This is a genomic window from Pseudomonas fuscovaginae SE-1 (assembly GCF_000364705.1).
GTDB lineage: Bacteria > Pseudomonadota > Gammaproteobacteria > Pseudomonadales > Pseudomonadaceae > Aquipseudomonas > Aquipseudomonas fuscovaginae_A.
This window is the reverse complement of sequence record NZ_AQOH01000181.1, coordinates 20307-44838: the sequence shown is the minus strand read 5'-3', so window position 1 is coordinate 44838 and position 24532 is coordinate 20307. Positions and strand designations below refer to the sequence as shown.

Here is a 24532-nt window from a genome sequence, read left to right as displayed (position 1 = left end):
CTGTGGGAGCCGGCTTGCTGGCGATAGCGCCAGCCCGGGCGCCACCCGGCTGGAGGATGGCCGCGCGCGCCTGACGAGTATCGAGATGCGTTACCTGCTGGCGTTGTCCAGCACCATCAGTCGTGCCTCGGTGAGGCTGCTACGCCCACCCAGGAAGTAATACACCAGCACAGGGAGACCCCTCATGTCTGGAACCACTCTGTTGATCAAACTCGCCGGCACCATCGCCCTGTTGCTGTGGGGCACCCAAATGGTTTCCACCGCCCTGCTGCGCGGTTTCGGCACCCAACTGCGCAACGGCCTGGGCCGCAACCTGGACAAGCGCTGGAAAGCCCTGCTCTCGGGCATCGGCCTGACCGCCATCCTGCAAAGCAGCACGGCGGTCAGCCTGATGGCGACCTCATTCACCGCCGCCGGCACCCTGAGCCTCGCGCCGGCACTCGCGGTGATGCTCGGCGCCAACATCGGCTCGACACTGGTCGCGCAGTTGCTGAGCTTCAACACCTCGCTGGCGATCCCCATCGTCCTGCTGGTCGGTTTCGTGGTGTTCCGCCTGCGCGATGACTCGCGCCATGAGAGCATCGGCTGCGCGCTGATCGGCCTGGGGCTGATGCTGCTGGCCCTGAACCTGCTGGGCGGCGTGCTCGGCCAGATGGAAAACACCTCGGTCTTTCATGCCGTGATGCAAGGCCTGCAGGGCGATATCCTGATCGCGCTGCTGGTCGCCGCCCTGCTGACCTGGATCTGCCATTCCAGCGTCGCGGTGATCCTGCTGATCGCCTCACTGGCCGGCACCGGCATGATGTCGCCGGTCACGACCCTGGCCCTGGTGCTGGGCGCGAACATCGGTGGCGCTCTGCCTCCGGTGATGAGCGCCAGTACCACGGTGGCCCGGCGTCTGCCGCTGGGCAATCTGGCAGTACGGCTGTTCGGGGCCCTGCTGGTGCTGCCCTGCGTGTCATGGCTGGGCCCGTTGCTGGAGGCCTCGGGGCTCGCCGCGGACCGCCAGGCGGTATACCTGCACACCGCCTTCAACCTGCTGCTGGGCCTGGGCTTCCTGGGGCTGGTCGACCCCATGGCCAGGCTGCTGACCCGCTGGCTGCCGGCGCCCGAGCCTGCCGCCGATCCGGGCATGCCGCAGTACCTCGACGAAGCCGGGCTGCAAGTGGCCAACATCGGCCTGTCCAACGCGGTGCGCGAAGCCCTGCGCCTGGCCGACATGCTGTCGGTGATGTTCAGCCAGATGCTCAGGCTGTTCGAAAACCCGGCCCAGGCCAGCCCCGAACAGATCCGGCAGTTGGACCAGTCGCTGGACCTGCTCAGCGCCGCCATCCGCGCCTACCTCGCGGACATCGGCCAGGATGGCCTGTGCGACGAGGACGCCGATCGCGCCCAGGAGATCCTCATGTTCGTGATCAACCTGGAGCACGCCGGCGATATCCTCGCCAGCAGCCTGGCGCAGTTGGCCGCACGTCGCCGTCGGCGTGGCGAGACCTTCTCGGCGTTCGAGCTGGGGCATATCCATCGCCTGCACGACGAGCTGCTGGAAAGCCTGAGCCTGGCCATCACCGTGTTCCTGCGCGAGGACATTGCCAGCGCCCATCATCTGGTCGCGCGCAAGGCCGCGATCCGCCGGCTGGAGGCCAGAGCCAGTCGCGAGCACTTTCGCAAGCTCAGCGCCGACAAGAGCGCCTGGGCCGAGTCCGGGGACATCTTCCAACGGGTGCTGCGCGATTATCGACGGGTCCACCACCACATCGCCGCGCTGGCCTATCCGGTGCTGGAGCGGGCCGGCGAGCACTTCCCGGGGCTGGACGAAACGCCGGAGACACCCGGCCCAACGCTGGTCCGGGATGGCGAACGGCGCCCGAACGACAAGGATGACCTTCCATGCGCGTCCTGATCTGTGCCGGCCGCTACTACATGAACGCCGCCCTGTGCCGCCAGGTGTTGGAGGCCTGCCACGCACAGCACCCGCTCACGGTGCTGGTGCATGGCGGCAACCAGCACCTGGGCAGCACCCTCGAGGACTGGGCCCGGGAAACCGGCGTCCACATCGTGCGCTACCCCTCCAACTGGCAACACTACGGCAAGCAGGCCGAACGCCGCCGCAACCGCTTCATGCTGCAGGACAGCGGACCGGACCGGGTGATCGCCTTCCCTGGCGGCAGCGACACCGAAGAGCTGGTGGCCCAGGCCAGGGCCAGCGGCATTGAAACCCTTTCGATCGACGATTGAGCGAGCCCCTCATGCACAAGCATTCTCAACCCCGGACCGAGCGCTCGTTGCACACCACTACCCACGCCTCTCTCTACCAGGCCCTGCCACGCGCCCGACGACGTACCCTGCGCGGTACCCTGGTGTTCCTCGGCGCGACCCTGGGCACCTTCGCCCTGCTGTCGATCTACGCCAAGGCCCATGCCGCCGGCGGCGCCTATGTCGTCGACGACGGCGAGCAGAAGCACCGGCTGACCTGGGGCACCGGCATGGAATACGACCTGGCACCGGCACTGACCCTGGTGGCCGAGCGTTTCGGCCAGGAAGGCGGCGACCAGGGCTGGCAAGCGGGCCCCCGCCTGCACATCGGCCAGAAGCTCGACATCGACCTGGTGGCGGGCGGACAGTTGAATGGCGACCAGGATCACTGGTTCACCACGGGGGCTACCTTGCGGTTCTGATCGGGGATCGGACCGGATCGCCCTAGCGCAGCTCGAACCCCAGCGCCGCGACCACCTCACGCAGCCGGTCACGGCCACTGAGCGAAGCAGGCCCCGCCACACGCTGCACCACCGCCTCGGACCAGGGCTGCACCGCCCGTCCCTGGCGGCTCTGCGCCTGCCGCATCTGCTCATCGTAGGCACGGCACTGCTGCAGTTCATCGGTCGCGCCATAACGATCGTGATGCAATACCACGCTCTGCGGCAGGCGCGGCTTGACCGTCGCCGGCAAGGCCGGATCGGGATGGCCGACGCACATGCCGAACAGCACCAGGCTGCCAGCCGGCAGGCCCAGTTCCTCGGCGACGATTTCCGGATGGTTGCGCATGCCACCGATGTAGACGATACCCAGCCCCAGCGACTCGAAGGCTACGGCGGCGTTCTGCGCGGCCAGCGCGGTGTCGACACTGCCCACGACAAAGGTCTCCAGGTAGTCGAGGCCGTCGGTGGCCTGCTCCCGGGCATCCCCCAGGCGCCGCAGGCGCGACAGGTCGAGCACCCAGGCCAGGAACAACGGCGCCTGCTCGATATGCCGCTGGCCTCCGGACAGCTCGGCAAAGCGCGCACGGCGCGCCGGGTCCCGGATCGCGATAACGCTCCACACCTGCAGGTTGGACGAAGTGGACGCCGACTGGGCTGCGGCCACCCCGGCCTCCAGTGCTCCGGCAGGCAGCGCATCGGGCAGGAAGGCCCGGACCGAGCGGTGTTCCAGCAGGCTTTGCAGTACCGCATTGTGTGGCAGGTCCGCCTCGGACGGCGGCAGGCCGTAACGCGCCTGCCACAGGGCATCAAGAGAAGAAGTCAGCACGTTCATGGTCAATCTCGAAAGGGAAATGGACGCGTCCCTGCGCGGCGGTACTACTGTCCAGGGACCTCGTTCAGCAGCAGGACCTGCTTGTCCTGGACCAGATCGGCGGCCGCGATCCCCATGGCCCGATAGTGTTCGGTTTCGCGGTGATGCTCGATCGCCGCCATGTCGATCCAGCGCTCGACGAAGACGAAACGCCCGTTGTTGTCGCGATCGACATGCAGCGTGTACTCACGGCAACCGGCCTCGGCACGCGAGGGCACCACGGCGGCCCTCAAGACGGCCTCCAGCTCGGCGGCCTTGCCCGGCTTGGCTTGAAGAATGGCAACGACACGAATGGCATGGTTCATGGAATCTTCACCTGAGTGGGAACGGGGTGCAAAAGCACGCGGGACGACGATGATGATCCCTCAGCCGCCGCTCATCAAGGGCGAAAGGCTCTGCATCGCCACTCCCGGACAGATTCCGGGCGCTCTGCGCACAATGCGCACAGCAACCGTTGCCCGCCGGACAGGCGGGCAACGACCGGATCAGCGGGCACTGTCAGGGCTTGAGCGGTATTTCCCGGTCGCGCTCCGGCATCTCCTTGCCATCATCGGGATGCTTCCAGGTTTGTGGTGGTGGCTCATCGTCCATATCCTCCTCGGTGACGTCGTCCTCCTCGGGCACCGGCACCTCGCGCCAGGGCATCGCCCTCAGGGGATACCGCGAAAGCGAACCGGTCACAGCAGGCTGAGTATCCATACACACCTCGCATCGACCGCCCGGACGGTCCGGGCGTGGAATCCTCAGTGTAGCAACTGGGCCATTGGCCAGTTACTGGCCGTCCAGGGCGTGCCGGGCCGCCTGTTCGATCAGTGCCGCGACCACCCTGGGATGCGACCCGTAGACCGCATGGCTGGCCCCGCGACATCCAGCGTACTTGGCCCCGGCGAGCGCTGCGCCGACGTGAATAAACACGACGACCTCATGCTGAATACCGTACCGGTGCGGGAGACGGCCGGGCGGCGCGCCGCTTGCTGGCGACAGCGGCGGGTCAGTCGATTCTTTGCGGGCTGATGCATAGCGATCGCCAGCAAGCCGGCTCCTACAGAAGTTGTGCGTGTTAGCATGTTTTTTTAGCCAAAGGAGGACACGGCATGTTTGAAGGTCAGCGCTTCGCGGCGTTTCTGTTCGATATGGACGGGACGCTGCTCAACTCCATCGCCGCCGCCGAGCGCGTCTGGAGCAACTGGGCGCGCCGGCATGGCCTGGATGTACCCGCCTTCCTGCAGACCATCCATGGTGTACGCTGCATCGACACCATCCGCCGACAGAACCTGCCCGGCATCGACCCGGAGCGTGAGGCCGAGGCCATTTCCCAGGCCGAGATCGACGACGTCGAAGGCGTGGTCGCTATCGAGGGCGCACTGGCGTTTCTCGCCGCCCTGCCCGCCCATCGCTGGGCCGTGGTGACTTCAGCGCCCCGCGCCCTGGCGGAAAGCCGCATGGCCGCCGCGGGCATCGCCCTGCCGGAGCTGGTGATCACCGCCGAGGACGTCAGCCGCGGCAAACCGGCACCGGACGGCTACCTGCTGGCCGCCCGGCGACTGGGCGTCGAGCCGTCGCAGTGTCTGATTTTCGAAGATGCGCCGGCCGGCATCGACGCGGCGCAAGCGGCTGGCATTCCGGTAACGGTGATCACCGCGACCCATGGTCATCCGCTGGAGACACCGCACCCGAAACTGCGCGACTACAGCCGGGTGACAGTCGACAGCAACGATCAGGGCCTGGCGCTGGTCCAGGTCTGATCGATCGAGGGTTTACGAAGCGTACTGCACACCCAGCGAAGCCAGGGCCTTCCAGTAGTCCGGATAGGTCTTGGCCACGCAATCCGGGTCCTGGATGCGGATACCGGAGACCTTCAGCCCGGCCAGGGCAAAGCACATGGCGATGCGGTGGTCGGAATGGGTATCGATCAACGCGTTGCAGTGGGTACCGGCCAACGCCGGATCGGCCGCCACCAGCAGATCGTCGCCCTCCACCGCCGCCAGCCCGGCGCGGATTTCGTTCAGCCCGTCATGCAGCGCCTGGACCCGATCGCACTCCTTGACCCGCAGGTTCGCCAGCTCGACGAAACGCACCGGCGTGCGGTTGAACGCTGCCAGCACGGCCAGGGTCGGGATCGCGTCCTGCATCTGCGAACCATTGATCACCGCCGGCATGTCGGGGAACTGCTGGATCACGTCCAGCGCCTTGGCATCCGGCTGAGTGAAATCCTCACCGGCCACGCCCAGGTCGATACGCCCCTCGGTCAACGCTTCGGCCGCCCACAGGTAGGTGGCGGCCGACGCATCCGGCTCGACCTGATAGTCGCAGGCGGTGTAGCCGGTGGCCGCGACCCGCCAGGTGGTCTCGTCGACTGCCTCGACCCGGGCACCGAAGGCGCGCATGCAGGCCAGCGTCAGGTCGACATAACCGCGGGCACCGATGTCCTTGCCGGTCAGCGCCACATCCACGGGTTCCTCACCGCAGGCCGCCAGCATCAGCAGGGCCGACACGTATTGGCTCGACAGGCCACCATCGATCTCGAAACGCCGCGCCTGCACGCGACCTTGGCCACGCACGGTCACCGGTGGGCAACCGGTGGGGCTTGCGACATCCAGGCCAGCGCGGCTCAGCGCGTCGAGCAGCGGGCCGATCGGACGCTTCTGCATGTAGTGGTCGCCATCGAGTACCACGGTGCCGTTGACGGTGCTCACCGCCGCGGTCAGAAAGCGTACCGCGGTCCCGGCATTGCCCAGGAACAGCGGCTGCTCCGGCACCTGCAACTGGCCGCTGCCGGTGACCACGAAGGTGGTGTCGTCGGGTTCGCTGATGGTCACGCCCATCTGCCGCAGGGCATTGGACATGTGGCGGGTATCGTCGCTTTTCAGCGCGCCGGACAGGCGGCTGGTGCCTTTGGCCAGAGCGGCGAGCAACAGGGCCCGGTTGGTGATCGACTTCGAACCGGGTGGCGTCACCTTGCCGTTCAGGGACGCGTTCGGCGGGATCACGGTGAGGGTTTGCTGCACAGCCATTGATCAACTCTCCAGGCTCGAAAGGTACGCGCACAGGCTCGTGCGCCTCGACAGTCCGCCATGATGCCACTAATGGGCCCGGCGGATCATCCGTTTCTGTCGAGCAGGCCCTGCAGGACAAGTGCGATTGCCTGGCCCGTGGGTCTTGCGCTTGATCGACAACACCGGACAATAAGGCCGACACCTTTTTCGCAAACGAACGTGCCATGACCGGATACCACCGACAAAACCCTCTTTCCCTGCCCCGCCTGTTCCTGCTGGCCTGTGGTCTTTCGATGATCGCCGGCTGCTCGGGGCACCAGACGCCGGTCAACGGCTATCCCTGCTACGCCAAGTCGGTGCCGACAACGGGTGTCGGGGGGTTGGCCTGGGGGCCGAACGTGAAGACCGCCAGCGTCAAGTCCCTGGACAACTGCCGGCGCTACGCCGCCGAATCGGGCGGAACGCCGGGTACCTGCAAGGTGACAGCAGCCAGTTGCCGCTGATGGCCTGCCAGGGCTTGCCGACGATGGCCGAAGGATCGCCGGCAAGCCGATCGGCCGCCCCCTGGTCCAGCACCCAGCGCAACGCCAGGCCAAGCACCCCATGCTGGCAGGTACACGGCAGGACTTGGCTGTCGATCGCCCGCTCGAACAGGCCGATGTAGTCGGTTCCCAGGCGGCGCATGAGCTGGGCTCAGCACCTCGGCGCTGAGCCATGCCAGGCACCATCTGGAAACACGCCTGGGCGACAACTCCCGCCGAAAGCCTTCAGGCACGAGCCGCCGGCCCGTCATTCCGACCTTCGGTCATCCTTGTGCAACACAAACTCGTCCAAGGGGCTTGCACAGTCAATATTATGGTATACCATCATACCAACAGACGACACACAACCGAGGAGCCCCTTATGAGTTTCGAAATCCGCAAGATCGTCAGCTACATCGAGGAAACCTTCATCGAGGGCGGCAAGGCCACCGACAAGCCGGTGACCATGGTCGGCCTGGCGGTCGTGATCAAGAACCCCTGGCTGGGCCGTGGGTTCGTCGAAGACCTGAAACCTGAAATCCGTGCCAACTGCTCCGACCTGGGCGCCCTGATGGTCGAACGCCTGGTCAAGGCCATCGGCGGTGCCGAGAAGATCGAGGCCTACGGCAAGGCCGCCGTGGTCGGTGCCGACGGCGAGATCGAACACGCTTCGGCGGTGATCCACACCCTGCGCTTCGGCAACCACTACCGCGAAGCGGTCAAGGCCAAGAGCTACCTGAGCTTCACCAACAAGCGCGGCGGCCCGGGCACCTCGATCCAGATTCCGATGATGCACAAGGACGACGAAGGACTGCGCTCGCACTACATCACCCTGGAAATGCAGATCGAAGACGCGCCACGTGCCGACGAAATCGTCGTGGTCCTGGGTTGCGCCGACGGTGGTCGCCTGCACCCGCGCATCGGCAACCGCTACATCGACCTGGAAGAACTGGCCGCCGAGAAAGCCCAGTAATCAAATAAGAAAGGCAGGAGCGCTCCATGATTCGGCATACCGCTGAACGCACCCCGGCCGGCACCAGTTACCTGGCGACCGGCGAAGGCCAACCCGTAGTCCTGATCCACGGGGTCGGGCTGAATAAAGAAATGTGGGGCGGCCAGATCGTCGGTCTCGCGCCGCACTACCGGGTGATTGCCTACGACATGCTCGGGCACGGCGCCAGCCCGCGCCCGGACCCCGACTGCGGGCTGCTCGGGTATGCCGATCAGTTGCGCGAGCTGCTCGACCACCTGCAACTGCCCACCGCCTGCGTCATCGGCTTCTCCATGGGCGGGCTGGTCGCCAGGGCCTTCGCCCTGCACTATCCGCAACGGCTGCAAAGCCTGGTGGTGCTCAACAGCGTCTTCAACCGCAGCGCCGAACAGCGCGAGGGCGTCATCGCCCGCACCAGCCAGGCCGCCGAACACGGCCCGGATGCCAATGCCGAGGCGGCCCTGTCGCGCTGGTTCAGCCGCGAGTACCAGGCCGCCAATCCGGCGCAGATCGCCGCGATCCGCCAGGTGCTGGCCAGCAATGACCCGCAGGGCTACCTGACCACCTACAAACTGTTCGCCACCCAGGACATGTACCGCGCCGACGACCTGAACACCATCCAGGTACCGACGCTGGTCGCCACCGGCGAACTGGACCCCGGTTCGACCCCGCTGATGGCCCGGCAACTGGCCGAGCGGATTCCCGGGGCACAGGTTGCCGTGCTCCCCGAGCAACGGCATATGATGCCGGTGGAATCGCCACGCCTGGTCAACCAGGTGCTCCTGGACTTCCTTGCAACCACCTACGTCCAACAAACCATAAAGGGGATCGTTGCATGACACTCGCACGCTTTCAGATGTGCATCGGCGGCGAATGGGTCGACGCCCTGTCCGGCAAGACCTTCGACAGCCTCAACCCGGCCCTGGCCGAGCCCTGGGCGCAACTGCCCGATGCCGACGAAGCCGATGTCGAGCGCGCCGTCCAGGCCGCCCAGGCGGCCTTCGACAACCCGGCCTGGCGCGGCCTGAGCGCCACCGCGCGGGGCAAGCTGCTGCGTCGCCTGGGCGACCTGATCGCCGAGAACAAGGAACAACTGGCCCAGCTGGAGAGCCGCGACAACGGCAAGCTGATCCGCGAGACCCGCGGCCAGGTCAGCTACCTACCCGAATTTTTCCACTACACCGCCGGCCTGGCCGACAAGCTCGAAGGCGGTACCCTGCCGCTGGACAAGCCGGACCTGTTCGCCTACACCGTGCACGAGCCGATCGGCGTGGTCGCCGCGATCATTCCGTGGAACAGCCCGCTGTACCTGACCGCGATCAAGCTGGCGCCGGCCCTGGCGGCGGGCAACACCATCGTGATCAAACCGTCCGAACACGCCTCGGCGACCATTCTCGAACTGGCCCGCCTGGCGCTCGAGGCCGGTATTCCGCCCGGCGTGGTCAACGTCGTCACCGGCTACGGCCCGAGCACCGGCGCCGCCCTCACCCGCCATCCGCTGGTGCGCAAGATCGCCTTCACCGGTGGCGCGGCCACCGCGCGCCACGTGGTACGCAGCAGCGCCGAAAACTTCGCCAAGCTGTCCCTGGAACTGGGCGGCAAGTCGCCGAACATCATCTTCGCCGACGCCGACCTCGACAGTGCGATCAACGGCGCTGTCGCCGGGATCTACGCCGCCTCCGGCCAGAGCTGCGTCTCCGGCTCGCGCCTGCTGGTGCAGGACGAGATCTACGACGAGTTCGTCGAGCGCCTGATCGCCCGCGCCCAGCGCATCCGCATCGGCAATCCGCAGGATGAAACCAGCGAGATGGGCCCGATGGCCACGGCCCAGCAACTGGCCGTGGTCGAAGGCCTGGTCGCCGACGCCCTGGCCGAAGGCGCACGCCTGCGTACCGGCGGCAAGCGTCCGGACATCGGTGGCGGCTGGTTCTACGAACCGACCCTGTTCGAGTGCGACCGCAACTCGATGAAGATCATGCAGGAAGAAGTCTTCGGCCCGGTCGCCTCGGTGATCCGCTTCAAGGACGAGGCCGAAGCGCTGGCCATCGCCAACGACTCGCAGTTCGGCCTCGCCGCCGGCATCTGGACCCGCGACCTGGGCCGTGCCCATCGCCTGGCCCGGGACGTGCGCTCGGGCATCATCTGGGTCAACACCTACCGCGCCGTGTCGGCCATGGCGCCGATCGGCGGCTTCAAGAACAGCGGCTACGGCCGCGAGAGCGGGATCGACTCGGTACTGGCCTACACCGAGCTGAAAACGGTCTGGATCAACCTCTCGCAGGCACCGATGCCCGACCCCTTCGTGATGCGCTAGGAGACAGATGAAATGATCGAACCCGGTATCTACAAAGAAGTCATGGGCTCCTTCCCCTCCGGCGTCACGGTGGTCACCGCCCTCGACGCCGACGGCGGTATCGTCGGCATCACCGCCAGCGCCTTCAGCGCGCTGTCGATCGATCCGGCGCTGGTGCTGTTCTGCCCCAACTATGCTTCGGACACCTATCCCATCCTGCGTGACAGCAAGCAGTTCGCGATTCACCTGCTGTCCGCCGAGCAGACCGCCGAGGCCTATGCGTTCGCCGGCAAGGGCAAGGACAAGGCCAAGGGCATCGACTGGCACCTGAGCGAACTGGGCAACCCGCTGCTGGCCAAGGCCACGGCGATCATCGAGTGCGAACTGTGGCGCGAGTACGACGGCGGCGACCACGCGATCATCGTCGGCGCGGTGAAGAACCTGATCCTGCCGCAGGAGCCGGTCACCCCGATGATCTATCACAAGGGCAAGCTGGGCGCGCTGCCGAGCCTGGCCTGACGGCTGTTTCGGTCGTGCGCCGGCCTCTCGCGCACGACCCTTTTTTCGAGGACGCGAAATGAGCAACGAGAAGTACCAGCAGGGCCTGCAGATCCGTACCCAGGTACTGGGCGAAGCCTATGTGCGGAAGTCCATCCAGAATGCCGACGACTTCAACCGGCCGCTGCAGGAACTGGTCACCGAATACTGCTGGGGCCACGTCTGGGGCCGCGAGGGCTTATCGCTCAAGGAGCGCAGCATGATAAACTTGGCGATGATTTCGGCCCTCAACCGCCCCCACGAACTCAAGCTGCATGTCCGTGGCGCCTTGCGTAACGGCCTCAGTCGTGAACAAATACGCGAAATCCTGCTTCAAGTCGGTATTTATTGCGGTGTCCCCGCGGCCGTGGACAGTTTCCGGCTGGCCCGCGAAGCCTTTGCCGAGGCCGACGCCGAAGCAGGTTCCTCCAGTTAACCGATGGCTGTCCGGTACGGCGTAGCAGGCCCTATCCCCCTGTTCCCGTGCTCCGGACGACCCGACTCAGAGCGCAACCGATGAAACGCCTGCCACTCGACGACAACTTCAAGGTCAATCGCAACCCCGTTACCCTGCGCGAAATCGTGCTGGACAAGTTGCGAAGCGCCATCATGAACTTCCAGCTGCTGCCGGGAGACCGTCTGGTCGAGCGCGATCTGTGTGATCGCCTGGGCGTCAGCCGTACCTCCGTGCGTGAAGCCCTGCGCCACCTGGAGTCCGAAGGCCTGGTGGCGTTCGCCGACGCCAAGGGCCCGAGCGTGGCCATCATCACCCTTGCTGACGCCCGGGACATCTACGAACTGCGTTGCGCACTGGAAAGCCTGATCGTCCAGCTGTTCACCCTGCGCGCCAAGGCCAAGGACATCAAGGCCCTGGAAAAGGCCCTGGAGGAGAACCGCAAGGCCCTCAAGGACGGCGAGCTGCAGCAGGTGCTCGATTCGGTGCAGGGCTTCTACGACGTGCTGCTCGAAGGCTCGGGCAACCACGCCGCCGCCACCCAACTGCGCCAGCTGCAGGCGCGCATCAGCTACCTGCGGGCCACCTCGGTCTCCCAGGAAAACCGTCGCGGCGCCAGCAACAAGGAAATGGAACGCATCGTCGAGGCGATCAAGAGCGGCGACCCGCTGGCCGCGCACCAGGCTTCCGTGGACCATGTCCGCGCCGCCGCCAAGGTGGCGATGGAATACCTGCAACGCAAGCAGGACGAGTCCGGCCCGATTCCGGAAATCGTCGCCCCGATCGCTGTCAAAGAACCTCGCATAGGTATCTGAACATGGCCGCCCCGCGCTTCTGTCCGCAATGCGGTGCCGGTGACCTCGCTCGCCAGGTGCCTGCGGGCGATACCCATGAGCGCCTGATGTGCCGGGGCTGCGGCTACATCCACTACGTCAATCCGAAGATCATCGCCGGCTGCATCATCGAGCGCGATGGTCGCTACCTGCTGTGCCAGCGGGCGATCCCCCCTCGCCCCGGTACCTGGACCCTGCCGGCCGGCTTCATGGAAAGCGGCGAGACCACCGAACAGGCGGCGCTGCGCGAGGTCTGGGAAGAAAGTGGCGTGCGCGCGGAAATCATTTCGCCGTATTCGATCTTCAGCGTGCCGAAGATCAGCGAGGTGTACATCATCTTCCGCGCCATCGCCCTGGAGATCACCGACCAGTACGGTCCGGAGACCCTGGACTACCGCTTCTTCACACCCGACGAAATCCCCTGGGACTGCATCTACTACCCGGCGATCCGTCAGATTCTCGAGCGCTACATCGAGGAACGGCAGGCCGGAGTCTATGGCCTGTATGTCGGCAATGACGACACCGGCAAGGTCCACTTCATCCGCTGAGGCCTTGTGTTTCGGGTCCGCCCGGGTGACGCAGAGCGTCACGGCTGCATTCCCACGCAGAGCGTGGGAACGATCATCCGCTGGCCCCTTGTATTCCGATCGTTCCCACGGTCCCCGTGGGAACGTCTCCCAGGACGCTCCGCGTCCGCCCGGGTGATGCAGCGAACCGCCGCAGGCGGCCATTCCCCCGCGAAATGTCACATCAGGGCGCCATGCCCTCGACGATGATGATTTCAGCCTTCGCCACACCCGCGCGGTGCCCCTTGGCCTCCTGGTACAAGTCCGAGTGGTAACAGGCCAGCGCCTGGTCGTAGGAGTCGAACTCGATCACCACGCTGCGCTGCGGCGTCTGCCGCCCTTCCACGGCCTGCGAACGCCCGCCCCGGGCCAGGAAACGTCCACCATACTGAGCAAAGGCCGCCGGCGCGCGGCGGGTGTACTCGGTGTATTGCTCAGGGTCGGTGACTTCCACATGAGCGATCCAGTAAGCCTTCATTGTCGACCTCATTGTTTGTTTATTTTGTATTATGGTATACCACAAAATACTGCCACACACGCCGGGAATCCAACATGGCCTTTAACAGCATCGAAGAAATAATCGAAGACTACCGCCAGGGCAAGATGGTCCTGCTGGTGGACGATGAAGACCGCGAGAACGAAGGCGACCTGCTGCTCGCCGCCGACCGTTGCGACGCCCAGGCCATCAGCTTCATGGCCCGCGAGGCCCGGGGGCTGATCTGCCTGACCTTGACCGACGAGCACTGCCAGCGCCTGGGCCTGGAGCAGATGGTGCCGAGCAACGGCAGCGTCTTCAGCACCGCCTTCACCGTCTCCATCGAGGCCGCCACCGGGGTCACCACCGGCATCTCCGCCGCCGATCGCGCGCGCACCGTGGCGGCCGCCGTAGCGGCCAACGCCTGCGCCGACGACCTGGTGCAGCCCGGCCACATCTTCCCCCTGCGCGCCCGCGAAGGCGGCGTGCTGACCCGCGCCGGACACACCGAAGCCGGTTGCGACCTGGCACGCCTGGCCGGCTTCACCCCCGCCTCGGTGATCGTCGAGGTGATGAACGACGACGGCACCATGGCCCGCCGTCCGGACCTGGAAGTGTTCGCCCGCAAGCACGGGATCAAGATCGGCACCATCGCCGACCTCATCCACTATCGCCTGAGCACCGAGCACACCGTGGCGCGCATCGGCGAGCGCGAGCTGCCAACCGTGCACGGCACCTTCCGCCTGGTGAGCTACGAAGACCGGATCGAAGGTGGCGTGCACATGGCCATGGTCATGGGCGATATCCGCCGCGACGAGCCGACGCTGGTGCGGGTGCACGTCATCGACCCGCTGCGCGACCTGGTCGGCGCCGAGTACCACGGGCCGAGCAACTGGACGCTGTGGGCCGCCCTGCAACGGGTCGCCGAGGAAGGTCGCGGCGTCGTCGTGGTCCTGGCCAACCATGAATCGTCCCAGGCCCTGCTCGAGCGGATTCCGCAACTGACCCAGCCACCGCGCCAGTACAGCCGCTCACAATCGCGGATCTACTCCGAGGTCGGTACCGGGGCACAGATCCTGCAAGACCTCGGTATCGGCAAGCTGCGCCACCTGGGCCCACCGCTGAAATACGCGGGCTTGACCGGCTACAACCTCGAAGTGGTCGAGAGCATTCCCTTCACCCAGTAGCCGCGAGGGAGAAAAACCGTGTTGGCCGGATAACCGGTAAGGCAAAGTGCTTGCAGAAAGTTTGGAATACCATAATATGATATCCCGTAGACCGAACAAACTCATCCAGGAAACCGGCCAAGAACGAGACAGGCGACTAGCCTTGCCAAGACCGCCTGCAAAGGCATTGAAGAACCAGCTGCTCCCGATAGGCGGGCATCGATAGCCCGCTCAAAAACACAACAATGAGGGCGTGAAAATGGTGTTGAAAAAAGGTACGACCGCTGTATTGCTGGCAGGCTTGCTGAGCATGGGCAGCCAGGCCGCGATGGCCGCCGAAAGCGTCAACTTCGTCAGTTGGGGTGGTAGCACCCAGGACGCGCAGAAGCAGGCATGGGCCGACCCGTTCAGCAAGGCCAGCGGCATCACCGTCGTCCAGGACGGCCCGACCGACTACGGCAAGCTCAAGGCCATGGTCGAAAGCGGCAACGTGCAATGGGACGTGGTCGACGTCGAAGCCGACTTCGCCCTGCGCGCCGCCAGCGAAGGCCTGCTCGAACCCCTCGATTTCAGCGTGATCCAGCGCGACAAGATCGACCCGCGCTTCGTTTCCGACCACGGTGTCGGTTCGTTCTTCTTCTCCTTCGTACTCGGCTACAACGAGGGCAAGCTCGCCGGCAGCAAGCCCCAGGACTGGACCGCCCTGTTCGACACCAAGACCTACCCCGGCAAGCGCGCCCTCTACAAATGGCCAAGCCCTGGTGTGCTCGAACTGGCCCTGCTGGCTGACGGCGTTCCCGCCGACAAGCTCTACCCGCTGGACCTGGACCGTGCCTTCAAGAAACTCGACACCATCAAGAAAGACATCGTCTGGTGGGGCGGCGGCGCCCAGTCCCAGCAACTGCTGGCCTCCGGCGAAGCCAGCCTCGGCCAGTTCTGGAACGGTCGCGTCTATGCCCTGCAGCAGGACGGCGCGCCGGTGGGCGTGAGCTGGAAACAGAACCTGGTCATGGCCGACATCCTGGTGGTACCGAAGGGCACGAAGAACAAGGCCGCGGCCATGAAGTTCCTGGCCAACGCCAGCAGCGCCAAGGGCCAGGCCGACTTCTCCAACCTGACCGCCTACGCGCCGGTCAACGTCGACAGCGTGCCGCGCCTGGACTCCGTGCTGGCTCCCAACCTGCCGACCGCCTATGCCAAGGACCAGATCACCCTTGACTTCGCCTACTGGGCCAAGAACGGCCCGGCTATCGCGACACGGTGGAACGAATGGCTGGTCAAATGAAAATGGCCGCCACGGCGTCCCATTCCTCCCAACCGACCGGAGGCGCCAGCGGCGCCGCCGGCTCGGCCCCCGGCAAGGCGGCTGTCATGAACAACTCTCCCTCCCTGGCCCGCCGCTGGAAAGGCGCCGGCAACCTGGCACCCGCCCTGCTGTTCCTGGGCGTGTTCTTTCTCGCACCGCTGATCGGCCTGCTGCTGCGCGGCGTGCTGGAGCCTAGCCCGGGGCTTGAGAACTACCAGCAACTGTTCGCCAACTCGGCGTATGCACGGGTGCTGCTCAACACCTTCTCGGTGGCCGGCCTGGTCACGCTGTTCAGCCTGCTGCTGGGCTTCCCGCTGGCCTGGGCGATCACCCTGGTACCACGGGGCTGGGGCCGCTGGCTGCTCAATATCGTCCTGCTGTCGATGTGGACCAGCCTGCTGGCGCGCACCTACTCCTGGCTGGTGCTGCTGCAGGCCTCGGGTGTGATCAACAAGCTGCTGATGGGCCTGGGGATCATCGACCAACCGCTGGAGATGGTGCACAACCTGACCGGCGTGGTGATCGGCATGAGCTACATCATGATTCCGTTCATCGTCCTGCCCCTGCAGGCGACCATGCAGGCCATCGACCCGATGATCCTGCAGGCCGGTTCCATCTGTGGTGCAAGCCCGTGGACCAACTTCTTCCGGGTCTTCCTGCCACTGTGCCGTCCGGGACTGTTTTCCGGCGCGCTGATGGTGTTCGTGATGTCCCTGGGTTACTACGTCACGCCGGCCCTGCTGGGCGGCGCGCAGAACATGATGCTGCCGGAGTTCATCATTCAACAGGTGCAATCGTTCCTCAACTGGGGCCTGGCCAGCGCCGGCGCCGCCCTGCTGATCCTGATCACCCTGGTGCTGTTCTACTTCTACCTGAAGCTCCAGCCGGAATCCCCGGTCGGCGCGAGCAATGCGAGGTAAGCCGCCATGCTCCTGACCCCGAATGCCATGAGCCGGCGCATGCGCCTGGGCCTCTACCTCACCACCGGACTGATCGCGCTGTTCCTGTTGCTGCCGATCGTGTTCATCGTCCTGCTGTCGTTCGGTTCCTCGCAGTGGCTGGTGTTCCCACCACCGGGCTGGACCCTGAAATGGTACGGCCAGTTCTTCTCCAACCCGGAGTGGATGAGCGCTGCCCTGGCCAGCCTCAAGGTCGCCGTGCTGACCACCGTCTGCGCCGTCGCGCTGGGCCTGCCGACCGCCTTCGCCCTGGTGCGCGGGCGCTTCCCCGGTCGTGAAATGCTCTACGGGCTGTTCACCCTGCCGATGATCGTGCCGCTGGTGATCATCGCCGTGGCGGTCTATGCGCTGTTCCTCAAGCTCGGCTACACCGGCACGATGTTCGCCTTCGTGGTCAGCCACGTGATCGTCGCCCTGCCCTTCACCATCATCTCGATCATCAACTCCCTGAAACTGTTCGACCAGTCGATCGAGGATGCCGCGGTGATCTGTGGCGCCTCGCGCCTGCAGGCGGTGTTCAAGGTGACCTTCCCGGCCATCCGCCCCGGCATGGTCGCCGGTGCCCTGTTCGCCTTCCTGGTGTCGTGGGACGAGGTGGTGCTGAGCGTGATGATGGCCAGCCCGACCCTGCAGACCCTGCCCGTGAAAATGTGGACCACCCTGCGCCAGGACCTGACTCCGGTGATCGCCGTCGCTTCGACGCTGCTGATCGGCCTGTCGGTGTTGGTGATGGTGATAGCCGCCGCCCTGCGTCGGCGCAATGAACTCAGCGCCTGAGCGCCCAGGAGTAGACAAGATGAGTGCCGTGATCAAAGATTCCGCACAACAGAACGACCGCACCCTGGTCAGCCTGCGCAACCTGAACAAGCACTACGGCGACTTCGCCGCGGTGGACAATATCTCGCTGGACATCAAGGACGGCGAGTTCCTGACCTTCCTCGGCTCCAGCGGCTCGGGCAAGAGCACCACCCTGTCGATGCTGGCCGGCTTCGAGAGCCCCAGCTCCGGGGAAATCCTGGTCGAGGGCAAGTCGCTGGTCAACGTGCCGCCGCACAAGCGCGACATCGGCATGGTGTTCCAGCGCTACTCGCTGTTCCCGCACCTCTCGGTGCGCGACAACATTGCCTTCCCCCTGGCCATCCGCAAGCTGGATGCCGCCGAACGGGACAAGCGCGTCGACGCCATGCTCAAGCTGGTCCAGCTGGACAAGTTTGCTCATCGCCGCCCCGCGCAACTGTCCGGCGGCCAGCAGCAGCGCGTGGCGATCGCCCGCGCCCTGGTCTACGAACCGCGCATCCTGCTGATGGACGAACCGCTCGGCGCGCTGGACAAGAAGCTGCGCGAAGACCTGCAGGACGAACTGCGCCAACTGCATCGGCGCCTGGGCATCACCATCGTCTACGTGACCCATGACCAGGAAGAAGCCATGCGCCTGTCCCAGCGCATCGCCATCTTCAGCCACGGCAGGATCGTCGGCCTGGGCAGCGGCTACGACCTCTACCAGAACCCGCCGAACGCCTTCGTCGCCTCGTTCCTGGGCAACTCCAACTTCCTGCGGCTCAAGGCCCAGGGCAACGGGGCCGCCAGTTTCGAGGGCCAGGCGCTGTCGATCCGACTGACCTCGGGCCTGCACAACGACCAGGACATCCTGCTGATGGTACGCCCGGAAAAGGCCCTGGCCCTGAGCCTCGAACAGGCCGCCAACGAGCCCCTGGCCGCCGGCTGGAACCAGGTCAAGGCGACCGTCGGCGAGGTGCTGTTCCTCGGTGAAAGCCAGACCTGCAGTGTCGTCACCCAGGGCGGCACGGCGATGACCGTCAAGGCCCTGTCCGCCACCGGCATGCCGCTCAAGGCCGGTGACTCGGTCGTCGTGCGCTGGGCCACCGCCGATGCCTGCGTCTACACCGAGTGGCAGGAAAGCGACCTGAACAAGGCAGCAGGCAGCCACTGATACCCCGCCCCACCCACCTGTCGTCGCCCGCAGCTCGCGACGACAGGTGTCCCCCTCCCGAAGCACAACCGCGCAAAGCCATCGAATAAACTTCGCGTTCGCGTGTTATATCTGGCAGACCTGAACATACCGTCGGGTGTCTGCGGAGGCTGCGAATGAAAACCCTGTTATCCGTGATCGCCCTGACAACGGCCTGCCTGGGTGCGACCACCCTGGCCGCGGCGGAAAACTGGAGGCTGGCCCATGAGGAAGACGGCATCAAGGTCTACCTGACGCAGGTGCCGGGTTCACGCTACCAGAGCTTTCGCGGCGTGGCCGATATCAAGGCCGACGTCTCCACTCTGCGCGACCTGCAGGAAAACCTCAGGGTCGCCTGCAAATGGCTGTATGCCTGTGCCGAGATGCGCCTGCTGAAGAACGACGGCGACGACACCTGGGTCTACCTCACCACCGACCTGCCCTGGCCCGCCGCACCACGGGACATGGTGTTGCATGTGCACACCGAACAGGGCGACGACGGCAGCCTGGTGCGCCGCCTGGAGGCGACACCCGACTACCTGCCGCCAGTCACTGGCCTGATTCGCGTGCGCCAGTTGAGCGGCCTGTGGCAGATGCGGCCCAAGGCTGACGGCGAGACCGAAGTGACCTACCAGTTGCAGGCCGAGCCGGCGGGTGACATTCCGTCCTGGCTGGCCAACCGGTTCGTGGTCGACGCGCCGATGGTCAGCCTCAAGACATTGCGGGCGGTGGCGCAGCGCCAGGGTGTACGGGATACGCCCTGAGGCCTCAGCGACGCAAGCGCTCCTTGAACCCCTCCAGCCACTCCCGGACCATCGCCGAGTAAGGCGCCTCGGGCCGGGCCATGGTCTTGATCTCCCCCAGTATCTGCTCCTGGAGAAACCGCAGTCGCCTGGCAATACGCTCGCTGCGCGCCCGCGCCGCCTCACTCTCGACCCCCTCGGCCTGCCCGGCAGGCTCCAGCTCCTGGGCCATCAGCCCCATTTCCACCGCCAGCATTTCCAGGAACTCCAACTGGCGCAGTACCCGTGTGCGCTCCTGTACCAGACCGAGCCGGTTCAGGCCGTAGACATGGATCGATACCGCCCCTCGCAGGCTCAACCCATCCGCCAGCGCCTGCTCGATCACCCCGCGCAACTCCGGCCTGACGCCCGCCACGCCGGCACTCAGGGTCAACCCGCCACTGTCATGGGGCTTGGGCAGGACCAGACCAATCAGGTTGTCGCTGTCGACATGAAACCGCAGATGCTCTTCAGGCTGGTCCCGGCACGGATCCAGCAGCAATGCCTGTTCAGCGGAAAAATCCGAGGCTCCCACCACAGCCCGCTGACCGAGGATGGGAAAGCTGTCCTGCTTGCCGGTCTGAAGCACCCGAGAGCGGCTGAACGCCTTGTCTTCATTGACCAGGCGGACCAGGCTCGCCGATAACGTCGGCGTTACCTGCCCACTGCGCCGGTTGCAGTGAATGCAGCTGGGCAACAGGTTTTCCCAGTCCATGGCGATCCACCAGTAACCGGGATGGTCCGGCTCTTCGTAGACACGGCCCTTGGGCCGATAGTGCTCGATATCCACCGGCGCACTGCCGTAGTAGAAGCTCTCGCAGTAGGCGCACTTGCCGTGGAACAACTCATGCAGCTGTTTCTTCACGCTGTCGGATTTGTAGACGGCAAAGGTCGGTAACGCCCCCTTTGGCGCCTTGAAGTAATCCTGGAGTTTCTGCAGCTCCTTTTTCGCCGGTGATTCTTCTCCCGACATGGCATCGGGCACCGGAACGCTATCGCGACTGACGGCACGCATGCTTCAGAGTCCTTCCAGGATGTCGAGGATGCGCTGTTTGGCGTCCACGCGCAGCTGCGCGAGATTATCCGCCGAGGTCCGCCGCCGGTTCTTCAGGTACTCGACGACGGCCTCCTGCACCAGCCGCTGGACTTCGGTGGAGCCCACCGGCAAGGCATCGGCGATATCACGTTCGAGACTGCGCCAAGCCTCCTGTTGTGCAGCCGTCAGCGGCTCGCCTCTCTCGCGGGCGCTCAGCAGGTCAGCGAAGTGGGCCAGCTCTCGCTCGGTGTCCGGCTGGTCGGTGGAGGTCAGGCTGAAGAAATCCGAGGTCAGCAGTTGCTCCACGGTCAGTTGGCTGACATTCGGCAGGCGGACCACCTGCTCGACCATGACCGGTAGTTGGGTATCTGTCCGCTTGCCGCTCGGCACCCGCTGCATGACGACCACCTCGCCCTCCTGCATGCCGCGCAGGCACAGCGGGTCGTGAGTGGTGGCGATAAAGGTGACCTCCGGCAAGGCCGCCCGCAGGGCCCGCATGATCTGGATCTTCCAGCGCGGGTGCAGATGGGCCTCCACCTCATCGATCAGTACCACGGCGCGGGCGCTTTCCAGATCCTCGAAAGATGGGTTGAGCGTCCGGTCCATCAGACCGCGAATGATGTCGCAGACCATCGCCAGCATGGAGCGATAGCCCGATGATGCATGACTCAACGGCGTACGGCCGGTGGCGGTAACAATATGGCAGCGGCGGGATCGGCCCGCCTCGTCACGCTCGATGACCTTGAACACCGATTCGATCGACAACACCTCGCGCAATGCCCTGACCACCTGATCGAAGTCATGTTGTTCGAGTCCCAGCAGCCATTTCTCCGGGTTGGGCAGCAGCACATCGGACTTGAACAGGTTGACGATCCATCGGGCCTCGCCGAAGTCGCGCGTACGGTTCAGATACTGGCGAAAGGCGCCATAGGCAAACACCGGAGGCCGTTCATCCTGCCCCTGCGATTGGTAGCTCCGGCCGCTGATGGTCAGCGTTCGACGAGTCGAATCGTCGAACGTCAGAACGACCTGCGCACGCTTGGACGCCATCGTCCGAGCCCCCCCCATCAACCGTGGATCGAGCGGCAGCTTGCGCGGGTCAAGCCGCAACCTGCCACGCGCCGTGGAAGAGCACAGGGCCAGCGCGGTCGCCTCCAGGATCGAGCTCTTGCCTGCGGCATTGTCTCCGAGGATCAACAGGGCGGGCTGCTGGAAACCGGTGGACTGTGCCGGCAGGGACAGACACAGGCGCTCGATCCCCTTGAAGTTTTCCAGTTCGATGGATTGCAGGCGTGGTAGCGGTGGTTCCTGTTCGGTCAAAGGCGCGTGGCGTTCGGCATCCAGGGCCTGCGCAAGCGTGACCGCCAGCCCTCGCGCTTGCCGACCACGGCCGATGAAAACCGAGGCAAAACGCTGCGGATTCAGCGAACGGCCATCGCCGAACGAGCCTTTGAGCAATGGCTCCAACTGCAGGCAGAGCAGATGGCACAGCCCACCGAATTCCATGGAGGAGAAATCGAACAATGCCTCGATGTCGGCTGGTCTGCGCTCTGGGGACTGCACCAGGAACTCCAGCGCGTCCATGTACTCACCGAGCTTTTGGGCCCGTCGTTGCTTGAGTTCGGGCCGATTGAGATTGAAGTGCCGTATGGTTTCCAGACCGGCATCGCTGAATGTCGCGAGGGTCCCGGTCGACGGGTGAATCTCGAAATGCAAGTGAGGCAGCCAATCCCCGCACGGATCGAGCAACAGGCTCGTCTCCCTGGGCGGATGATCGCGCCACAGCCCTTCGGGATCCTCGGCATAGGCCGAAAACTGCAAATCATGGGGAATCGGCGCCCTGGCCCCCTCGACTGGAAAATGGTTGCGGCGCTCGGGCAGGCAGCCACGGCAGATCGGGTAGAGGTTCTCCCACGCATTGACCAGCCAGGCGTAGTACAGGTGGTCATTCTCGTCATTCTGTGCGGGACTGGCGTTGCTGCCGGGACGAAAGCGATAGACAGAGGTTTCCTGGGTGATACCCATCAAGCTCTCGCAAAACGCGCACTTGCCATGAAACAGCCTGTCCAGCCCGCGGAGCAGCGAGACATCTCTCAGCTCGACTCGAAGGTACGAGGGACGTGTCTGGGCACGGACACGTTTGTCCTCGGCGAAGAACTCTTTCAATTGCATGCGGGACGCCTGCATCGCCCGGCTTTGAAAAAATTCGGGAACAGGCACGGAACGGCGATCGAACAACTGCATGAGAAGCTTCCCTGAGAAGCCGCGACTGGGCGGTGCATCCATGAAAAACGCAGACTGTAATCGGCACGGGACGAAAAGTAGAGGCGTTTTTCGTCTCTACTTCCTGCAGCGCGGAAGCAGCGTACCTATCAGGCTCTTCACCTGGTTGCAGAGAGTGGAACACTTTGAGGATGGCCCGTCACGGCGTGCTCTCGAAACAGGACCAGAGCGAAGGAACCCCTCGCGCAGCGAGGGGCCAATGGAGGGGCAAGACCTTTTGGTTCCTTTGCGTCGTTTGGCAAAAGGGACTCGCCCGTAAGGGGCGAAACCGTAATATCAGCTAAACGCGCAAACGGATATGTACACAATCAAAAAAGGGCGCCCAGAATATCCACCCCCGGCGCCCCTTTTCCGTCAACCAGAGAGGTCAGTCGGCAATCCTCAACCTCCCCGCCTTCACCCGCTCCTTGCGAGTCCGCGTCGCCAGGCAGTAGTACAGCGGACATGTGATCACCAACCCCACCAACCACGACAGATCCGCCCCCTCCACCAGATTGGCGTAAGGCCCCACATACAGCGACGTATTGGCAAACGGCAACTGCACCAGAATCCCGATGAAATACGCCACGATCGCATGCAGATTGAAGCGCCCGTAGATCCCGCCGTCAGCGCTGAAGATCGAAGCGATGTCGTACTCCCCGCGCTTGATGATGTAGAAGTCGATCAGGTTGATCGAAGCCCACGGCACCAGCACCAGCAGCAGCGCCAGGATCAGCCCGATGAAATGCGAGATGAAGTCCGCCGAGGCGCCCAGCGCCACCAGGCAACAGCCCGCCAGAATCCCCCCCGACAGCAGCACCCGCACCTTGATGCTCGGCGTCCAGTGCCCGGCGAAGGTCTGGATCGAGGTGACGATCGACAGCACCGCGCCATACAGGTTGAGGGCGTTGTGGCTGATGATGTTGAGCAGGAACAGCACCATCAGGATCGGCCCCAGCCAGCCGGTGGCCTGCTTGACCGCCAGCATCGCCTCGGTCCCTTCGGGCGTCGCCAGTGCCGCCACCGCGCCGAAGGAGAACGACAGGATCGTGCCCAGTGACGCGCCCAGGTAGGTCGCCCAGAACGGCCGGCTGATACCGATATCGATCGGCAGGTAACGCGAGTAGTCGGACACATAGGGCGAGAAGCTGATCTGCCAGATCACGCCCAGCGACACCGTGGCCACCCAACCGGACAGGTTGAACGCACCACGGCTGAAGAAATCCGCCGGCAGCTCGTGGGCGAAGATGTAGATGAACCCGGCGAGCAAGGCGCCGCCCATGACCCAGGTGCCCAGGCGGTTCAGGCTATGGATGAAGCGATAGCCGATCACGCCGATGGCCGTCGCCCCCAGCGCACCGATCAACAGGCTGGCCGACATCGGCATCGACGGCACGATCCCGGTGATGGACTTGCCCGCCAGCACGATATTGGAAATGAAGAAGCCGATGTAGATGATCGCCGCGAAGAACACGATCAGCAGCGCGCCGTAACGGCCGAACTGGCCACGACTCTGGACCATCTGCGGAATGCCCATCCTGGGCCCCTGTGCCGATGCCAGGGCGATCACCAGGCCACCGACCAGATGCCCGAGGGCGATCGCGATCAATCCCCAGAACAGGTCGAGGTGGAACACCTGCACCACCATCGCCCCGGTGACGATCGGCAGGGGCGCGATATTGGTACTGAACCACAGGGTAAACAGGTCACGCGCCTTGCCATGGCGCTCGGCCAACGGCACATAGTCGACCGTGTGCTGTTCGATCAACGGATCTTGCTGGGACATAGTCATGAACTCGGTTTTGTCTGTTCTTAT

At 64.8% G+C, this 24532-nt stretch carries 27 protein-coding genes and 1 pseudogene; 18 read left to right on the top strand and 10 right to left on the bottom strand.

The annotated features are described in order from the left end of the window. Positions 1-184: 184 nt before the first annotated feature. From K675_RS0116850 to K675_RS33670, 3 genes and pseudogenes are all read left to right on the top strand, one after another. Positions 185-1903: a Na/Pi cotransporter family protein gene (locus K675_RS0116850; protein ID WP_026145270.1), complete on the top strand. Its 1719-nt coding sequence runs from the start codon at positions 185-187 to the stop codon at positions 1901-1903. Beyond that, on the top strand, positions 1891-2238 hold the full coding sequence (locus tag K675_RS0116845; RefSeq protein ID WP_017904670.1) for a DUF2493 domain-containing protein: 348 nt from the start codon (positions 1891-1893) through the stop codon (positions 2236-2238). The genes K675_RS0116850 and K675_RS0116845 overlap by 13 nt, the downstream gene beginning before the upstream one ends. A 185-nt stretch (positions 2239-2423) precedes the next feature. Then, positions 2424-2678 (top strand): annotated as a pseudogene (locus tag K675_RS33670) (hypothetical protein); the annotation flags it as partial. Between the two features lie 22 nt (positions 2679-2700). On the opposite strand, the gene K675_RS0116835 reads toward K675_RS33670, so the two are convergent. The 4 genes from K675_RS0116835 to K675_RS33060 form a co-directional block, all read right to left on the bottom strand. After that, entirely contained in the window at positions 2701-3531 is an 831-nt protein-coding gene (locus K675_RS0116835) for an NADPH-dependent oxidoreductase (RefSeq protein ID WP_017904668.1), read from the bottom strand. A 44-nt stretch (positions 3532-3575) separates the two neighbouring features. After that, positions 3576-3875 (bottom strand): putative quinol monooxygenase, encoded by a 300-nt coding sequence (locus K675_RS0116830; RefSeq protein ID WP_017904667.1) that lies wholly within the window; start codon positions 3873-3875, stop codon positions 3576-3578. 193 nt (positions 3876-4068) lie between these two features. Continuing rightward, entirely contained in the window at positions 4069-4251 is a 183-nt protein-coding gene (locus K675_RS33065; RefSeq protein WP_157383952.1) for a hypothetical protein, read from the bottom strand. 90 nt (positions 4252-4341) lie between these two features. Further along, complete coding sequence (locus tag K675_RS33060; protein ID WP_017904665.1) at positions 4342-4485, bottom strand: hypothetical protein; 144 nt, start codon at positions 4483-4485, stop codon at positions 4342-4344. A 179-nt stretch (positions 4486-4664) separates the two neighbouring features. Between K675_RS33060 and K675_RS0116815 the strand changes: the two genes are divergently transcribed. Further along, positions 4665-5315, top strand: coding sequence for an HAD-IA family hydrolase (locus K675_RS0116815; protein ID WP_017904664.1), 651 nt, complete (start codon positions 4665-4667; stop codon positions 5313-5315). 12 nt (positions 5316-5327) lie between these two features. Here the strand turns inward: K675_RS0116815 and K675_RS0116810 are convergent, their stop codons facing one another. Then, positions 5328-6584, bottom strand: coding sequence for a 3-phosphoshikimate 1-carboxyvinyltransferase (locus K675_RS0116810; protein WP_017904663.1), 1257 nt, complete (start codon positions 6582-6584; stop codon positions 5328-5330). A gap of 206 nt (positions 6585-6790) precedes the next feature. Between K675_RS0116810 and K675_RS33665 the strand changes: the two genes are divergently transcribed. Beyond that, positions 6791-7069 carry a hypothetical protein gene (locus tag K675_RS33665; RefSeq protein ID WP_080635362.1) on the top strand — a complete coding sequence of 93 codons (279 nt, stop codon included), beginning with the start codon at positions 6791-6793 and terminating at the stop codon, positions 7067-7069. Here the strand turns inward: K675_RS33665 and K675_RS33055 are convergent. Beyond that, positions 6981-7250 (bottom strand): hypothetical protein, encoded by a 270-nt coding sequence (locus K675_RS33055; RefSeq protein WP_017904662.1) that lies wholly within the window; start codon positions 7248-7250, stop codon positions 6981-6983. The genes K675_RS33665 and K675_RS33055 overlap by 89 nt on opposite strands. Before the next feature lie 219 nt (positions 7251-7469). Here K675_RS33055 and K675_RS0116800 point away from each other — a divergent pair, with 219 nt between their 5' ends. From K675_RS0116800 to K675_RS0116770, 7 genes are all read left to right on the top strand, one after another. Beyond that, positions 7470-8060, top strand: coding sequence for an amino acid synthesis family protein (locus K675_RS0116800; RefSeq protein WP_017904661.1), 591 nt, complete (start codon positions 7470-7472; stop codon positions 8058-8060). A 26-nt stretch (positions 8061-8086) separates the two neighbouring features. Continuing rightward, positions 8087-8917 carry an alpha/beta fold hydrolase gene (locus K675_RS0116795; RefSeq protein ID WP_017904660.1) on the top strand — a complete coding sequence of 277 codons (831 nt, stop codon included), beginning with the start codon at positions 8087-8089 and terminating at the stop codon, positions 8915-8917. Next, positions 8914-10392: an aldehyde dehydrogenase gene (locus tag K675_RS0116790; RefSeq protein WP_017904659.1), complete on the top strand. Its 1479-nt coding sequence runs from the start codon at positions 8914-8916 to the stop codon at positions 10390-10392. Before K675_RS0116795 ends, K675_RS0116790 begins: the two co-directional genes overlap by 4 nt. Positions 10393-10404: 12 nt before the next feature. Next, a complete protein-coding gene (locus K675_RS0116785; protein ID WP_017904658.1) occupies positions 10405-10890 on the top strand; it encodes a flavin reductase family protein in 486 nt (161 codons plus the stop codon). Positions 10891-10948: 58 nt separating this feature from the next. After that, the gene (locus tag K675_RS0116780) at positions 10949-11344 is read left to right on the top strand and encodes a carboxymuconolactone decarboxylase family protein (RefSeq protein ID WP_017904657.1); all 396 of its coding nucleotides are present in this window, start codon (positions 10949-10951) and stop codon (positions 11342-11344) included. An 80-nt stretch (positions 11345-11424) separates the two neighbouring features. After that, the gene (locus K675_RS0116775) at positions 11425-12177 is read left to right on the top strand and encodes a GntR family transcriptional regulator (protein WP_017904656.1); all 753 of its coding nucleotides are present in this window, start codon (positions 11425-11427) and stop codon (positions 12175-12177) included. A 2-nt stretch (positions 12178-12179) separates the two neighbouring features. Beyond that, entirely contained in the window at positions 12180-12743 is a 564-nt protein-coding gene (locus tag K675_RS0116770; protein ID WP_017904655.1) for an NUDIX hydrolase, read from the top strand. A gap of 202 nt (positions 12744-12945) precedes the next feature. Here K675_RS0116770 and K675_RS0116765 read toward each other — a convergent pair whose 3' ends face one another. Further along, positions 12946-13239 (bottom strand): DUF1330 domain-containing protein, encoded by a 294-nt coding sequence (locus tag K675_RS0116765; RefSeq protein ID WP_017904654.1) that lies wholly within the window; start codon positions 13237-13239, stop codon positions 12946-12948. A 74-nt stretch (positions 13240-13313) separates the two neighbouring features. Here K675_RS0116765 and ribBA point away from each other — a divergent pair, with 74 nt between their 5' ends. The 6 genes from ribBA (at position 13314) to K675_RS0116735 (ending at position 19400) form a co-directional block, all read left to right on the top strand. After that, positions 13314-14423, top strand: coding sequence for a bifunctional 3,4-dihydroxy-2-butanone-4-phosphate synthase/GTP cyclohydrolase II (gene ribBA, locus K675_RS0116760; RefSeq protein ID WP_017904653.1), 1110 nt, complete (start codon positions 13314-13316; stop codon positions 14421-14423). A 238-nt stretch (positions 14424-14661) separates the two neighbouring features. Beyond that, entirely contained in the window at positions 14662-15687 is a 1026-nt protein-coding gene (locus tag K675_RS0116755) for a polyamine ABC transporter substrate-binding protein (RefSeq protein WP_017904652.1), read from the top strand. Beyond that, positions 15684-16628 carry an ABC transporter permease gene (locus K675_RS0116750; protein ID WP_017904651.1) on the top strand — a complete coding sequence of 315 codons (945 nt, stop codon included), beginning with the start codon at positions 15684-15686 and terminating at the stop codon, positions 16626-16628. The genes K675_RS0116755 and K675_RS0116750 overlap by 4 nt, the downstream gene beginning before the upstream one ends. A gap of 6 nt (positions 16629-16634) precedes the next feature. Next, on the top strand, positions 16635-17444 hold the full coding sequence (locus tag K675_RS0116745; protein WP_020481063.1) for an ABC transporter permease: 810 nt from the start codon (positions 16635-16637) through the stop codon (positions 17442-17444). A gap of 19 nt (positions 17445-17463) precedes the next feature. Continuing rightward, on the top strand, positions 17464-18618 hold the full coding sequence (locus K675_RS0116740; RefSeq protein WP_017904649.1) for an ABC transporter ATP-binding protein: 1155 nt from the start codon (positions 17464-17466) through the stop codon (positions 18616-18618). A 155-nt stretch (positions 18619-18773) separates the two neighbouring features. Beyond that, positions 18774-19400, top strand: a complete 627-nt coding sequence (locus K675_RS0116735; protein ID WP_017904648.1) for an START domain-containing protein — start codon at positions 18774-18776, stop codon at positions 19398-19400. A gap of 4 nt (positions 19401-19404) precedes the next feature. Here the strand turns inward: K675_RS0116735 and K675_RS0116730 are convergent, their stop codons facing one another. From K675_RS0116730 to K675_RS0116720, 3 genes are all read right to left on the bottom strand, one after another. Next, positions 19405-20433: an HNH endonuclease gene (locus K675_RS0116730; RefSeq protein ID WP_017904647.1), complete on the bottom strand. Its 1029-nt coding sequence runs from the start codon at positions 20431-20433 to the stop codon at positions 19405-19407. A 3-nt stretch (positions 20434-20436) separates the two neighbouring features. Then, positions 20437-22626, bottom strand: a complete 2190-nt coding sequence (locus K675_RS33050; RefSeq protein WP_198291652.1) for an AAA family ATPase — start codon at positions 22624-22626, stop codon at positions 20437-20439. Between the two features lie 478 nt (positions 22627-23104). After that, entirely contained in the window at positions 23105-24502 is a 1398-nt protein-coding gene (locus K675_RS0116720) for a purine-cytosine permease family protein (RefSeq protein WP_017904645.1), read from the bottom strand. Positions 24503-24532: the final 30 nt, after the last annotated feature.

Bases quoted from the DNA above. Each gene is read 5' to 3' on its own strand.
- K675_RS0116750 (WP_017904651.1), top strand. From the start codon at position 15,684: ATGAAAATGGCCGCCACGGCGTCCCATTCCTCCCAACCGACCGGAGGC.
- K675_RS0116735 (WP_017904648.1), top strand. From the start codon at position 18,774: ATGAAAACCCTGTTATCCGTGATCGCCCTGACAACGGCCTGCCTGGGT.
- K675_RS0116780 (WP_017904657.1), top strand. From the start codon at position 10,949: ATGAGCAACGAGAAGTACCAGCAGGGCCTGCAGATCCGTACCCAGGTA.
- K675_RS0116850 (WP_026145270.1), top strand. From the start codon at position 185: ATGTCTGGAACCACTCTGTTGATCAAACTCGCCGGCACCATCGCCCTG.
- K675_RS0116720 (WP_017904645.1), bottom strand. From the start codon at position 24,502: ATGTCCCAGCAAGATCCGTTGATCGAACAGCACACGGTCGACTATGTG.
- K675_RS0116730 (WP_017904647.1), bottom strand. From the start codon at position 20,433: ATGCGTGCCGTCAGTCGCGATAGCGTTCCGGTGCCCGATGCCATGTCG.
- K675_RS0116800 (WP_017904661.1), top strand. From the start codon at position 7,470: ATGAGTTTCGAAATCCGCAAGATCGTCAGCTACATCGAGGAAACCTTC.
- K675_RS0116790 (WP_017904659.1), top strand. From the start codon at position 8,914: ATGACACTCGCACGCTTTCAGATGTGCATCGGCGGCGAATGGGTCGAC.
- K675_RS33055 (WP_017904662.1), bottom strand. From the start codon at position 7,250: ATGCGCCGCCTGGGAACCGACTACATCGGCCTGTTCGAGCGGGCGATC.
- K675_RS33665 (WP_080635362.1), top strand. From the start codon at position 6,791: ATGACCGGATACCACCGACAAAACCCTCTTTCCCTGCCCCGCCTGTTC.
- K675_RS0116845 (WP_017904670.1), top strand. From the start codon at position 1,891: ATGCGCGTCCTGATCTGTGCCGGCCGCTACTACATGAACGCCGCCCTG.
- K675_RS0116755 (WP_017904652.1), top strand. From the start codon at position 14,662: ATGGTGTTGAAAAAAGGTACGACCGCTGTATTGCTGGCAGGCTTGCTG.
- K675_RS0116830 (WP_017904667.1), bottom strand. From the start codon at position 3,875: ATGAACCATGCCATTCGTGTCGTTGCCATTCTTCAAGCCAAGCCGGGC.
- K675_RS0116815 (WP_017904664.1), top strand. From the start codon at position 4,665: ATGTTTGAAGGTCAGCGCTTCGCGGCGTTTCTGTTCGATATGGACGGG.
- K675_RS0116770 (WP_017904655.1), top strand. From the start codon at position 12,180: ATGGCCGCCCCGCGCTTCTGTCCGCAATGCGGTGCCGGTGACCTCGCT.
- K675_RS0116765 (WP_017904654.1), bottom strand. From the start codon at position 13,239: ATGAAGGCTTACTGGATCGCTCATGTGGAAGTCACCGACCCTGAGCAA.
- K675_RS33050 (WP_198291652.1), bottom strand. From the start codon at position 22,626: ATGCAATTGAAAGAGTTCTTCGCCGAGGACAAACGTGTCCGTGCCCAG.
- K675_RS0116835 (WP_017904668.1), bottom strand. From the start codon at position 3,531: ATGAACGTGCTGACTTCTTCTCTTGATGCCCTGTGGCAGGCGCGTTAC.
- ribBA (WP_017904653.1), top strand. From the start codon at position 13,314: ATGGCCTTTAACAGCATCGAAGAAATAATCGAAGACTACCGCCAGGGC.
- K675_RS0116745 (WP_020481063.1), top strand. From the start codon at position 16,635: ATGCTCCTGACCCCGAATGCCATGAGCCGGCGCATGCGCCTGGGCCTC.
- K675_RS0116795 (WP_017904660.1), top strand. From the start codon at position 8,087: ATGATTCGGCATACCGCTGAACGCACCCCGGCCGGCACCAGTTACCTG.
- K675_RS0116740 (WP_017904649.1), top strand. From the start codon at position 17,464: ATGAGTGCCGTGATCAAAGATTCCGCACAACAGAACGACCGCACCCTG.
- K675_RS0116775 (WP_017904656.1), top strand. From the start codon at position 11,425: ATGAAACGCCTGCCACTCGACGACAACTTCAAGGTCAATCGCAACCCC.
- K675_RS0116810 (WP_017904663.1), bottom strand. From the start codon at position 6,584: ATGGCTGTGCAGCAAACCCTCACCGTGATCCCGCCGAACGCGTCCCTG.
- K675_RS0116785 (WP_017904658.1), top strand. From the start codon at position 10,405: ATGATCGAACCCGGTATCTACAAAGAAGTCATGGGCTCCTTCCCCTCC.